General features: G+C 38.8%; 12 protein-coding genes. 5 read left to right on the top strand and 7 right to left on the bottom strand.

What is annotated here, in order from left to right; translation table 11 throughout:
- Window positions 1–36: 36 nt before the first annotated feature.
- The 5 genes from GQR87_RS05910 to pomA all read right to left on the bottom strand — a co-directional run bounded on the left by GQR87_RS05910 (window position 37) and on the right by pomA (window position 4,188).
- Window positions 37–798, bottom strand: a complete 762-nt coding sequence (locus tag GQR87_RS05910) for a DUF2063 domain-containing protein (protein ID WP_158967469.1) — start codon at window positions 796–798, stop codon at window positions 37–39.
- Window positions 798–1,649 (bottom strand): DUF692 domain-containing protein, encoded by an 852-nt coding sequence (locus GQR87_RS05905; protein ID WP_158967467.1) that lies wholly within the window; start codon window positions 1,647–1,649, stop codon window positions 798–800. Before GQR87_RS05905 ends, GQR87_RS05910 begins: the two co-directional genes overlap by 1 nt.
- 92 nt (window positions 1,650–1,741) lie before the next feature.
- A complete protein-coding gene (locus GQR87_RS05900) occupies window positions 1,742–2,092 on the bottom strand; it encodes a hypothetical protein (RefSeq protein WP_158967465.1) in 351 nt (116 codons plus the stop codon).
- Between the two features lie 392 nt (window positions 2,093–2,484).
- Window positions 2,485–3,420 (bottom strand): flagellar motor protein MotB, encoded by a 936-nt coding sequence (locus tag GQR87_RS05895; protein ID WP_158967463.1) that lies wholly within the window; start codon window positions 3,418–3,420, stop codon window positions 2,485–2,487.
- Window positions 3,421–3,423: 3 nt separating this feature from the next.
- Complete coding sequence (gene pomA / locus GQR87_RS05890; RefSeq protein WP_158967461.1) at window positions 3,424–4,188, bottom strand: flagellar motor protein PomA; 765 nt, start codon at window positions 4,186–4,188, stop codon at window positions 3,424–3,426.
- 260 nt (window positions 4,189–4,448) lie between these two features.
- On the opposite strand from pomA, the gene GQR87_RS05885 reads away from it, so the two are divergent.
- From GQR87_RS05885 to GQR87_RS05865, 5 genes are all read left to right on the top strand, one after another.
- The gene (locus tag GQR87_RS05885; protein ID WP_158967459.1) at window positions 4,449–4,694 is read left to right on the top strand and encodes an exodeoxyribonuclease VII small subunit; all 246 of its coding nucleotides are present in this window, start codon (window positions 4,449–4,451) and stop codon (window positions 4,692–4,694) included.
- Window positions 4,695–4,699: 5 nt separating this feature from the next.
- Window positions 4,700–5,584 carry a (2E,6E)-farnesyl diphosphate synthase gene (gene ispA, locus GQR87_RS05880; protein ID WP_158967457.1) on the top strand — a complete coding sequence of 295 codons (885 nt, stop codon included), beginning with the start codon at window positions 4,700–4,702 and terminating at the stop codon, window positions 5,582–5,584.
- Between the two features lie 46 nt (window positions 5,585–5,630).
- A complete protein-coding gene (gene dxs / locus GQR87_RS05875; protein WP_158967455.1) occupies window positions 5,631–7,496 on the top strand; it encodes a 1-deoxy-D-xylulose-5-phosphate synthase in 1,866 nt (621 codons plus the stop codon).
- 517 nt (window positions 7,497–8,013) lie between these two features.
- Window positions 8,014–8,907, top strand: a complete 894-nt coding sequence (locus tag GQR87_RS05870) for a DMT family transporter (RefSeq protein WP_158967453.1) — start codon at window positions 8,014–8,016, stop codon at window positions 8,905–8,907.
- A 512-nt stretch (window positions 8,908–9,419) separates the two neighbouring features.
- Complete coding sequence (locus GQR87_RS05865) at window positions 9,420–12,455, top strand: TonB-dependent receptor (protein ID WP_158967451.1); 3,036 nt, start codon at window positions 9,420–9,422, stop codon at window positions 12,453–12,455.
- A gap of 664 nt (window positions 12,456–13,119) precedes the next feature.
- Here the strand turns inward: GQR87_RS05865 and GQR87_RS05860 are convergent.
- Window positions 13,120–13,296, bottom strand: a complete 177-nt coding sequence (locus tag GQR87_RS05860) for a hypothetical protein (protein ID WP_158967449.1) — start codon at window positions 13,294–13,296, stop codon at window positions 13,120–13,122.
- 271 nt (window positions 13,297–13,567) lie between these two features.
- A complete protein-coding gene (locus GQR87_RS05855; RefSeq protein WP_158967447.1) occupies window positions 13,568–13,747 on the bottom strand; it encodes a hypothetical protein in 180 nt (59 codons plus the stop codon).
- Between the last annotated feature and the right edge of the window lie 45 nt (window positions 13,748–13,792).

Genomic DNA, 13,792 nt, shown 5'->3' with positions numbered 1-13,792 from the left:
TTAAATTGATAGTATTAAAACTAAGAAGTGCTTATCTCAAAGCAATTTATTATCTTCATGGATAGGCAATAAAATATGCTGACCCAATAACTGTCGTAGCACTTGTTGTAAAGAATCACTAACTTGCTGTTGATTTAATTGTGGCATAGCGAGACTCATTTTTTCAACCAACTGTAGAGTTGAAATCGAAGCAACGTTTTGAATAATATTTATTAAATGTGCGGTAACTTGATTAACTAAAGTAAAATGCACTTCGTCCTCAATGTCTCTGTACACCACTAAATAAACAATTTCTGAGCTGTCAGTCGGTTGAAAATCTGACGAAATCTGATGAACTGGGTACTGATAACTAACTAAGCTTGCCAGTTCAGACATGCTTACATGACTGACAAGATCGGTGCCATTCCAAGGTGACAAGGTTTGTGATGATATTCGCACACTGACATCAAGTTCTAACCATTCATAATGAGCTAACTCTTGCATAAAGACGGGATCATTTTTAGTCAGTTCATATTCTGAACTCAGGTAATCTACAAACTCCTTACTGATATCAATAAAATAAGGGGAAAGACACTGGTGTTCAGCAAAAAAAATTCGGACTAATTGTTGCCAATCTTGCTGGCTATATACACTTTTTAATACCGGAAAAGCAGAGCTGATAAAACCTTCCACATTATTAAAAAATAGCTCTCGATAAATTTGTAGGCGCCTATCTTCAATATTTCCTTGGTAAGGGTTTTCATCTGGATTTTTAATATGAGCCACAAAATCCATTTGCGCTTGTTTCAATGATTTCATTAGACAAATTGCCTTTGGGGCTGCTGAGACTTATCAAATAACTGCTGAATTTGTCTAATTTTTTCTACCTCTAATAACAATTCTCGGATAGGAGGAATATTAAAGTCTCGTTCTAACAATGTGGGAAACACACCGTGAATTTCGTAGGCTTTTTGTAATAATTGCCATACAGGTTCAATCACATCTGCGCCATGAGTATCCACTTTAAGGTCATCAGCTTCATCAAAATGTCCAGCAATATGTCCGTAGACTATTTTATTGCTGGGCATAGCTGCTAAAAATGCTTCTGCATCATATTGATGATTGATTGAATTCACGTAAATATTATTGATATCCAATAACATTAAACAGCCAGATTCTTGCAATACAGACAAGGTAAATTCTTGCTCAGACATTTCCTGACCTGGTGCAGCGTAATAAGATACATTTTCTAACAACAGAGGCCGCTCAATAATATCTTGAACTTGCTGGACTCTATTTACTACATGTTTTACAGCCTCTTCAGTGAAAGGTATCGGCATCAAGTCATACATGTGGCCTTGTCCTGAGCAATAACTTAAATGTTCACTGTAATACAAGATATCATGCTGATCTAAAAAGGTTTTCACCTGTTTAACGAAGTCCACATCCAAAGGATCAGGACTACCAATAGATAGAGATAACCCATGACTCACAAAGTTTTGTGTCGTGGTAAATTGTTGTAAATTTTTTTGAAACCTGCCCCCCATTGGGATCCAGTTTTCAGGAGCGACTTCCCAAAAGTCAACTGCATCAGGGATCTCAGGTAATAGCTGATCTAACATCTCACGACGTAAACCTAATCCAACACCAGCAAGGTTCTTTTTTTCCATAAGGTTAGTAATCTCAATTTAAATTGAAAAAGCCGGCAAATAGCCGGCTTTAAAAAATAATATTAGTCTAATCTGTGTTTGAGCAGATTAGACTAGGCTTGGCCACCACATTTACCTTCGCCGCACTTACCTTCTTTTTTAGTTTTTTTGTCGCCCCCGCATTTGCCTTCGCCACACTTGCCTTCTTTCTCAGCTTTTTTGTCGCCACCGCATTTACCTTCACCGCACTTGCCTTCTTTCTCAGCTTTTTTGTCACCGCCGCATTTGCCTTCGCCACATTTGCCTTCGCCACACTTACCTTCTGGGGCTTGTTGCATATAACCAGACTCTAAAGACTGCATCCCAAAAGGACTAGCATTTGCTTGCAGACTAACAGAAGCTAAAGAACCAATGACAACAGCGCCTAAAGTCGTAGCCATAGTTGTTTTTTTAATTTTTGTCATATTTTGGTTTCCTTTAAATGATTTTAATAATAAACGGAATATTATATATGTTCCCGTATATGACCCTAAATCAATAAAATTAATTTCATTTTGACTGCTAGATATATTATTTAACCTGAACTCGGGATAATGAGTGTCGTTTCAAATTAAATTTTATAAATAATTCAAATACTTAAAAATAAACCCTGAGTTATATTTGGATTAAGGTTTATACGATGACGAAATTTTTCGTGTATAGCAAGGCGGTTTTTCTAGTAATAGCGGGCTATTACTAGAAAATCCAACGCGCTAGGCGCAAAAATAGCGTTATCGAGAGGTTCGGTTTATCCCTAGCTCAGGTTATTTAGTGCAATGGATCTTAATAACCAAAATTCTAAAAATGCAGGCAAATATTATTCTAACACTGAGATTGGATCAGATATTTTCGCTTTACCTTGATTAATTGATATTTCTACTCGTCTATTACGACTTCTATTTTGTGCACTTGTACCTTCGTCTAGAGGTGCAGTATCAGCCTTACCGACTACTGACATTCGACTTTCATTAAAACCTGCAACTCTTCTTAATTCTTCCGCCACGGCAACTGCTCGTTGAGATGATAAATCCCAGTTTGAACGATACAACTCATTTGAAATTTGTTGGCTATCACTGTGCCCGGATACTTCAATATCCCCAGGCATCTCGGCTAACAAAGCACCTATTTTTCGTAGGATTGGCACAAACTGTGGTTGCAGAAAAGCAGAACCAGCAGAGAACGAGCCATTTTCACGAATACGAATAATAATCTGTTGCCCTAAAGACTCCATCTCTACGGCCCCATCTACAATTTCTTTTTCTAACTGTTGCGCCACTTTTTTCATTTGTTCGGCAATTTCTTGCTGAGCAGCACTTTGATTTGTGGTTACCCGAGTACTAGTTGTTTGTTCTGATGCGGTTTGTTGTGCTGCACCACCACGCATTTCACCACGTTGTTTTTGTCGTCCACCAGCCGAATCTTCACTTCCAGCTTGAAACTCAAGCATCTCTTGAGTCATATCAGTCGTTTGTTGTTGAATAGTATCAATAGGAGTCGGTTCAGGTCGACCGGGTCTAAACTCCATAGCAATAACACTAGTGCCTTTAGGAATATCTTTCACTTCTATTTTATTTTGTACGCCAAAGGCAAACTTCATAGAACCAGCAATTTGTTTGAACTTCAGTACATCCATCTCAGAAAAAGACAACAACAGTACAAAGAAGCACATTAATAGTGACATTAAGTCAGCAAAAGTCCCCATCCATGCAGGGAGTCCCTCTGGGGGACATTTAGGGCATTCTTCTTCAGACATGAGTTATTCAGCTTCTTCGTCAGAGCCACGTTTACTAGCAGCAATATAATTTTTTAAGATTCCTTCAATCACTCTAGGATTTTGTCCATCAGCAATACCTACTATTCCATCTAAGATTAACTTTTGGTTTAATTTTTCTTCTTCGCTTCTATGTCCTAATTTAATCGCAATCGGTATACACAATAAATTGGCTAACATTGCACCATACAAGGTGGTTAAAAGTGCTACCGCCATTGCAGGTCCAATAGATTTTGGATCATCCATGTTTGATAACATCGCCACCAAACCTACTAAGGTACCTATCATGCCCATCGCAGGGGCAACATCGCCGAGGTTTTTAAATATACTCGCACCAAAATCATGGCGCTCTGTTGTCATGGCGATATCTTTGCTCAGTGTCGCTTTTACGATGTCGACATCGTGGCCATCCACTAACATATCGACCCCTTTTTGCATGAAAGGATTGTCGATTTCAGCTTCTTCCAAAGCCAAAAAACCACCTTTTCGGGCGGCATCTGCCATTTCGACAATTTTTTCAATTAATACTTCTGGTGCATCTACTTTAAACATAAATGCTTTACCAGCAACTTTACCTGCCCCAAAAAATTGCCCAAGAGTAAACTGTGACAAAACAACAAATAAACTTCCGCAAAATACGATTAATATTGATGGCACGTTAATAAACATACCTATATCGCCACCCTGAATCATGGCCATTATAACAAAGCCAATAGCTCCCAGAATACCGATTATGCTTGCTAAATCCACGTGGCGCTCCCAATCCTAATAAAGCTAAAATTTAATCAACGGTTAACCGTTACTTTGATAACTGACAATTTAAATACATTACACAACAAGTAAATAGATAAATTAAGCTAATGCTTTCTACATCATATTATCGACTTTAATAAATATTTCTATAGTCCCACCTCACTCGATCACATTATCATTAAATATTTGACCCCTTTTTTGAGCTCAGGTAAGGTGCGTGCCTGTCGAAAAAAAGCCTGTCACTAGGTAGATGAACTATGACCAGTCGTAAAAAAGCGGAATCACTAACCTTCGAAGAATCTATGCAAGAATTGGAAGAGTTAGTCAGCAGCATGGAACAAGGCGAATTGCCTTTAGAACAAGCCTTAAAAAACTTTGAACGAGGCATTACTTTGGCAAGACACAGCCAAAAACAGTTAAAAGATGCAGAACAAAAAGTTCAAATTTTAACCAGTCAAAATGGCCATCAAACATTGGATGTGTTTGAGACCAACAATCAGTAAATTGAATGAACTTAAATACTTTTCAAAAAAATACTAAACAAAGAGTCGATTCGGGCTTAACTGACGCGATTGAATCACTTCCTGGGCATGCTGATAAATTAAAGCAGGCTATGCTATATGCGTTATTAATTGGCGGTAAAAGAATGCGGCCTTTTCTGGTTCACGCAACCGGACAAATGTTAAACGTGTCGAGTGAAGATTTAGACGGTCCAGCTAACGCCATTGAAGCGATTCACGCATATTCATTAATCCATGACGATTTACCCGCCATGGATGATGATGAATTACGCCGTGGTCACCCAACCTGTCATATTCAATTTGACGAAGCGACTGCGATCCTTGCAGGAGATGCATTACAATCTTTAGCATTTGATATTTTATGTCATTACCCTTTGAGGCAAGACAGTAAACGTATAGCGCTAATTCGTATTTTAAGTAAAGCAGCTGGCTATAATGGTATGTGTGGCGGGCAAGCAATGGACTTAGCTGCCACTGATCAACAAATTAGTCAAAAACAGTTAGAACAACTACACAACAAAAAAACCGGCGCATTATTAATCGCCTGTGTTGAAATGGCAATTAGCCTTGCAGATGATGTAAGTCCAGAAAACAAACAACATTTAATGCAATATGCACAAACAATTGGTTTAGCTTTTCAGGTGCAAGATGATATTTTAGATGTCACTAGTGATTCAACAACCCTAGGAAAACCGCAAGGTTCAGACCAAGCGCAAAATAAAAGCACCTACCCAGCCATGCTGGGATTAAGGCAAGCACAGACTTATCTTGACGAACTTCACCAACAAGCGCTTCAAGCTTTGCGCGCTTTGCCTTACAATACCCAGCTGTTGGTCTCGTTTACCGACTTCGTTATTCATCGTACTTATTAAATTGAGTACCCGAATAAAATTATTTTAATTAGTTGAAACTCATTTAATGACCCTAGATATAGCTCACTACCCCACTCTTGCCTTGGCTGAAACGCCAGAATTGCTTAGAGAGTTGCCTAAAGAAAAATTACATCAATTGGCCACTGAACTGCGTCAATATTTATTGACCAGTGTCAGTCAAAGTAGTGGGCATTTTGCTTCGGGTTTAGGCACCGTTGAATTAACCGTCGCCTTACATTATGTCTACAACACCCCTTTCGATAGATTATTATGGGATGTTGGCCATCAAGCTTATCCCCACAAAATCCTTACGGGTCGCCGGGATCGTATGCAAAGCATTCGTAAAAAAGGTGGTCTGCACCCTTTCCCTTGGCCTAAAGAAAGTGAGTATGACACCTTTGCAGTTGGCCATTCTTCTACCTCAATTAGTGCCGCTTTAGGCATGGCTGTGGCTGCAGAAAAAGAAGCGTTAGGCCGCAAGATAGTAGCTGTAATTGGTGATGGAGCTATGACCGCAGGGATGGCTTTTGAAGCACTTAATCATGGTGGAGACATTGGCAAAGATATGTTGATCATCTTAAATGATAATGAAATGTCTATTTCTGAAAACGTCGGCGCCTTAAATAGTCACTTAGCCCGTTTATTAACTGGTAATTTTTTCAATACTATACGTGACGGCAGTAAAAAATTGCTCAGCACAGTGCCCCCTATCAAAGAATTCGCTAGCCGTGCCGAAGAACATATTAAAGGTATGGTAGTACCAGGCACCATTTTTGAAGAATTAGGATTTAGCTATATTGGCCCAATAGATGGTCATGATGTAAATGGTGTAGTGGATACCTTACGTAATATGCGTAATATTAAAGGCCCGCAGATTTTACATGTGGTGACCAAAAAAGGTAAAGGTTACGAGCTTGCCGAACAAAATCCAATTAAGTTTCATGCTGTACCTAAATTTAATCCCGCTGCCCAAGAATTACCTAAAGCAGCACCTTGCGATCCGTCATTTTCTGCAATATTTGGTGATTGGTTATGTGACATGGCGGCCCAAGATCCGAAACTAATGGCCGTCACCCCAGCAATGCGTGAAGGTTCTGGTATGGTGAAATTTTCTCAAAAATTTCCCGAACAATATTTCGATGTAGCCATAGCTGAACAACATGCTGTGACTTTTGCCGCTGGTTTAGCCAAAGAAGGCTTAAATACAGTTGTGGCCATTTATTCGACCTTTTTGCAGCGGGCTTACGATCAATTGATCCATGACGTAGCAATACAAGAACTACCGGTATTATTTGCCATTGATCGCGCCGGATTAGTAGGCGCCGATGGGCCCACACACCAAGGTGCATTTGACATTTCGTTTTTACGCTGTATACCGAATATGGTGATTATGACCCCAGCTGACGAAAATGAATGTCGTCAAATGTTATACACTGGCCATACTCTAAATAAACCAGCCGCAGTCAGATACCCAAGGGGGTCTGCCACAGGTGTTGAACCCACTAAAGAAATGTCTGCTTTTGTCTTAGGTAAAAGCCGCAGTATTCGCCCAGGTAAAAAAGTGGCCATCCTAAATTTTGGTATTTTATTACCCTACGCACAACAAGCAGCAGAACAAATAGATGCGACTGTCATTGACATGCGTTTTGTTAAACCTCTTGATACTGATGTTATTGACCAACTAGCGGCTGATCATGAGTTATTTGTCAGCATAGAAGATGGAGCCATCATGGGTGGTGCGGGTAGTGCCGTAGCTGAATATCTAATCTCTTCGAAACACAGCAGTAAACTATTACAACTTGGTCTGCCTGATGAGTTTATTATGCAAGGTACACAACAAGAAATGTACGCAGAGTTGGGGTTAGACTGTAAAGGTATATTGACTAAGATCAAGCAGTGGCAAGATAGTTAAAAGCAGCGGTAAAGCAATGAATAGGAGATAGATACTAGAGAATCAAAATATAGATCCCTGCTAACAGCTTGTAGGAATGAAGATTTGTACTGACTATCCTACCATTCCCGCAAACAATTAAAACAGTAATGTAATTGTAACAGTGGATGTCTCTATAAGCGCGGTAAGCGCTCCTTATCAACAGCAAAATTACGATTGACATTATTTGGTATTACCGTAATCTAAAACGATAATGATGAATTTAATTAAACAATATTAGCTATCAACTAAAAGATAAAATATTTTAAAATGACCCAACTTAATCTACATCACATTCTTCAACCTATTGATCGTCTGGCGATCTCTGTGCGCTGGCTTATTCTTGCTGTGGTTTGATGTAGACTAATATAAATACCTCAAAAGCCGCAGCATTCAGTCTGCGGCTTTTATCTTTCTATCCCCCAACATTGATAAAACGCGACTAAATAGCTTCACTCTTTGGGTTATCTGTGAATAACAACAGAAAAGGAGTACAAAAATGAAAGTCGCAATTGCCTACCTAACCGTTGTTTTGGTTTGGTCTACTACTCCGTTAGGACTAGCATGGAGCAGTGAGTCTGTGCAGCCTAGCATGGCGGGTTTTCTTAGAATGACGATTGCCTTAGTGTTAGGATCTGCGCTGTTGGGCGTATTTCGAATTAAGCTACCACTGCACTCATCTGCACTAAAACTTTATGCATTTTCTTCAATCGGCTTATTTGGCGGTATGTTTAGTTCATACTTAGCCGCAGCGTATATATCAACAGGCATGATGTCCTTAGCCTTTGGTATGTCACCGATTATCACAGGTGTATTAGCTTATAAACTGCTGGATGAACCCAAATTGGGGCTGAACAAAATAATAGCCATTGGCTTGGCGTTTATAGGTTTAGCTATTGTTTTCGCAGATAATGTCAACATGGCCCATGATGCTTGGAAAGGTATGGTATTAATCGCCTTAGGGGTTATTAGTTTCAGCTACAGTGCTGTATTGATCAAAACCGTAAAAATTGAGATCCATCCTGCAGCCACTATGGTGGGCTCAATGTTATTTGCCGTGCCGTTGTATTTCGTTACATGGTTGCTTATGGATGGTACCTTGCCAGTTGATACTTGGAGCCGTAAATCTATTATCACTATTATTTATTTGGGGGTATTTGGTTCACTCATTGGTTTTGTTTGTTATTTTTATATTTTACAGAAACTCACCACTGGCAGCGTGGCACTGATCACTATGATGACGCCGGTTTTTGCCATCATTTTAGGCAGCACCTTGAATAATGAAGTGATTACCTTGAATGTTATTATCGGTGCATGTGCAATTATTTCTGGTCTAGCCTTATATCAACAAGATAGCCAAAAACATAAAAGGTCTTTGCCAGCAGAAGTGTGAAATATTTTCCCAAGTATTCGCTTGGGGAAATAATAAAGGCAAATTACAAACACAAATCATAGCTAGACTTTAAAACCTAACTCAGGGTTCAATCTAAGCACGAATCAAGCAATAACTTATAAGATAAGATTAAGAATAAAAGCTCTACATTTATTACATGTACTGATTAAATACAAAAATACAGCCCTTAAAAATTAACCCAATTATTCCCCCTTATCTCAAATCGCCAAATATAGACCCTAAAAAGCAAGTATCAATGTCTACAACTAGTTCAATGCAATTATCTTTCAGTGTTTTTATACCTATTTAAACAAACCACTAAAACCAATAAAAACAAAAGCTTAATCTTTTAAATTTAAAAAAGAACACTTACTTGTAACCGCCCCCCTCTAGAAACACTGAAAATTGTATAAACTTTGTTAAAAAGTTTTGATATTGATTATTAATATGTTTAAATAAATTAACTTGTATTACAACATACAACTTACAACATATAACTTGGAGCATTAATAATGACAATATTGTTTAGCAAAAAACATACATTAGCCCTCGCTGTCACGGCTGCATTAAGTGGTTTATCAGGAGTCACACTAGCTCAGTCTGCTGATGAAAATGCAGCTGAACAAACCGAAGTGATAGAAGTAACAGGTATTCGTACCGCGCTTGCTAGTGCATTAGCTGAAAAAAGAGCAGCAGCTAATTTAAAAGAAGTAATCAAAGCTGAAGACATAGGTAAACTTCCTGACAATAACTTAGCAGAAGTGCTGGAAAATATTACCGGTGTTCAGATAGACAGAACCAATGGTGTTGGCACTAGTGTACAAATTCGCGGAACAGACGCGAACAGAGTAGAAATTAATGGCGTTTCTACCGTTACTTCTGGCAGTAACCGCACAGGTATTAGTTTCGAAGACTTACCCGCCGCCTTAATAGCATCATTAGAAATAACCAAGGCTTCAACCGCCAAAACGGTAGAAGGCTCTGTTGGCGGAACCATTAATTTACGAACTTTACGTGGTAACAGTTTAAAAGAAAGGTTAACCCAATTTAGAGTTCAAGCTGAAAATAGTAATTTAGCGGATTCAACTACACCTAAAATTTCTGGAACTTTTGGTGATAACTGGCAAACAGATTTAGGTAAACTTGGTCTGGTATTAACAGGCAGTTACGCTCAACAAGATGTAGCATCTGCCGTGCCACGCTTTGACCGTGATAGAGTGGTCGAACCTGACTCAGGCAGAGCCAGTGCCGAAGCTTTTCCATTTTTACGTACTCAGTATCTAGATCAATATTTAACCGCACAGAATTATGAAACGAAAAACTTAACTGGCTCTATTGAGTTACAGACATCTGATAACTTAAAACTATATTTTGATGCCACAATCAACGATCAAGAGAGTGTTCGTGCGAATTCTCGTGCCTCATTTTCAGGAACAGGAGGTAATCCTGTTATCGATGCCACAACCAATACTGGTTTTGAAACTATCAATTTAGGTACGGTTGATGGTGAGTTTGGCATGCTAGACTTAGGCGAAGTGACAGTGGTGACGAGTGGTATTTTAGGAGTTGGTTCAGAGGTGGTTAATGGTATAGAACGTATAGATCCCAACCTTAGAACGGCAAATACGAACTCTTCACGTTTAACACAAAGCCGAGTATTTGCATTTGGTAGTGAGTGGACAGGTGACGATTTCCAACTGAATGCAGAGCTTTCTTATTCAGATTCTGAATCAGATAATCCATCCCTAAATTCAACCCTTGATTTTATCAACCCGAATGACACACAACCAGGACCTAACACCCTTAATGACAATGGCACACCGGCCATTTTTCAAATTGCTAATAACACCTTTGAGTTTGGTATTGCCCAAGGATTACCAGAAACGCCAACTACGGCCCAATTGTTGACTCCTAGTAATTATGCAATAAGAAGTATTGGTCAAGGTTTATTAACCAGAGAAGCAACTGAAGCGGCTGCTAGGGTAGATTTTGAGTATGATGTTTCTTCGATCATGCCTTTCTTTACTGATTTAAATACGGGTCTGCGCTGGAACAAAACCACCAATATGACCAACAACGAAGATACTAATAATAGTTTTGGTCAGTGGAACCGTCCAAGAGCCGATTTATTTGCAGATATAGTCACACCTGGCGCGAATAACTTTAACGATGGAGATAGTCGCGAGCTGTTTATTAAGGACTATTTGATCATAGATAACGACGTATCATTTAATAATCCTCAATTCGTAATTGATACTCTTAATAACGCGATTGTTGCAAACAATGCTCTGCATGGCGAACAAGTCAATAACTCACTTAAAACGCCAGCGATAAAAATTGATTCATTTTTTGATATTACTGAAGAAACAACAGCGCTATATGTACAAGGTGATTATGAAATCGAATTGGGCGATACCTTAGTGACAGGTAATATTGGAGCCCGTTATGTTACGACAGATATTGAGTCCTTAGGTACAAGTGTGGTCAATAATGTTGTTACGCCAAGTTCACAATCTAGCAGTTACAATTTTTTCTTACCTAGAATCAATCTAGCAGCTGAATTAGTTGAAGATGTGGTCGTTAGAGCCAGTGTAGGTAAAGATATTCGCCGCCCAAATTTTGATTCATTATCTACCTCAGCATCATTCGGTAATAATGCATCTAATATAGTGACAGTGGGTAATCCAGCCCTTGAACCTGAACAAATTTGGTCTTACGACTTGTCTTTTGAATATTACCTTTCACCTTCGAGTTTTGTTAGTGCCGGTATTTTCCATAAAGAGAGAGAGAACTTAATAACGGTAATACAAGACGATCCTGCAGAGCCAATTGGCGCAACCGGCCAAATAGAACGTGATGTGACAGATCCATGTGAAGGCGGTGGTATATTTAATCCAAACGTATCGCCTGAAGACTACAATGTATTTTCAAGCCGCACTGACACCCAAGGTATTTGTGTAAGTAAACGTTCTTCCGTTAATGCTGTGGGTACTGAGACCCAAAGTGGTATTGAATTAGCCGGTCAATATGACTTGGCAGCCTATGAAGACGAATTAGGTTGGGCATCAGGCTTTGGTGTAATTGCTAACTACACATATCAAGAATCTGGCGCAGCCCTTGAAACCTTTCAAAATGCTTCAGCCCCAATTAATCAAATATTAAATCGTACCGATACTGACAACAGTACTGCCACCTTGGACGATGATGTGGTGACTTTACGTTCGAAACTAAACAACCTCTCTGAAAATGCTTATAACGTCACAGTATTTTATGACAAGTACGACTTAAACGTTCGTATGCGTTATACATGGCGCGATGCTTTTACCCAAGGCGTAGGTCGATTCAGTATCCCGCCTGTGATTGGCGCAAGAGGTCAATTTAATATGAGCGTAAGTTACGACATTAACGAAAATTATTCTGTTGGTATTGAAGGCGTTAATTTAACTCGCGAAGATAAAACAAGCTGGTGCTTTAACGAAAACACTTTGTTATGTAGCCAAAGTTTAACTGACCGAAGAGTTACCCTAAGTGTAACGGGTAAGTTATAACCGTAAATACTAGATTTGTAATGGCATAACAAGCATGTTATTCCGCTAAGCCATTAATATAAACCTCCGCCTTGCTCTAAGTCGGAGGTTTTTTATTGCTAACAAATAAAAAGTCTGCTTCGAGCAAAAGGATAAAATAGCAAAACAACAAAGCAAGGGAGAAAATAACGACCCATTTGGGTCTCTATTATCCAGAGGATTTAGTAAAAAGATCATATGAGAATATAAAAAACAATACATTAACTACCATTAATAAAGCAGATATAAGTATGGAATAAGTACTGAACTTACGCCAAAGAGAGGTTAAATAAATTATAAATAAGACGGGGTAAATTAGTAATAGATCTATCCGAATATTACCCTCAGCTTGGCTTTCCCACCACCAATAAAGAAGAGTCGGTACAAGTATGTAAAAAAGGTATTTTTGATTGCGCATTTTCTACATCTCACTTTAATTATTTCTCATTAAAATCGATTAACTCTCCTTCACTATAAGACACTATGTAGCGAATTCAACGGAAAATAAGAATTTGCTGTTGCGATAAATAACAAAAGCAAAACTAACTCAATTTTGTTTGTCTAACTATTGCTTAGAATCAATGTAGTTTTGGGCAATTTTAATTAATTTATTGCGGTTAAAACTGGGATCATGGCCTGCATGCACTCACTTTATGGGTAAATCTATCAACCTTTGGATGGTTGCTAAATAATCATTTATGTTTGCATCTGGAAATTCGTCGAGTAAAGACCTATCGTAAATGGCATCACCGGAAAATAAGGTTCTACTTTTTACTTCCCACAAGCCAATACTGCCAGTTAAATGACCGGGTAAATGTAGCACTTAAAATTGTCTATTTCCTAAATCAATAATATTACCTTCTTCCAAAAGCCATGTTGGCGTGGCGGAAGTTGGTCCCCATAAATCAGGATTAAAACCTTTCTCAGGCAAAGCAGTGATTAAATCCTCACTTGTTAAACCGTATACCCCACACGCTCAAAATAAGCTCGGTCTTATATTAAATTCGCGAACGTAGCCTGTATGATCATAATGAGAGTGAGTCGCTAGCGCGATAGTCTCATGCTGAAAAAGATCTTTAGCTGCACTGCGTAAACTAGCCCCCCATACCAGAATCAATTAATAGATCACGGTCGCGCCCGCGAATATGCCAAATATTACATCGAGCAAAAGCAACAACATGTGGCTCCCAAAGTAGGGTCATATCGTGATCAATCTTTTTTCTACTAAACCAATAAGGTTTAACTGTTAAACACATAGTTGTTGTTTTTTTCATTTAAATAACCTGAGCTCGGCTATCCCAAACTCAGGTTAAATAGTA

It is taken from the genome of Paraglaciecola sp. L3A3, assembly GCF_009796765.1.
GTDB lineage: Bacteria > Pseudomonadota > Gammaproteobacteria > Enterobacterales > Alteromonadaceae > Paraglaciecola.
Note: the sequence above shows the minus strand (reverse complement) of the source record. Positions and strands in the feature narration are given on the sequence as shown.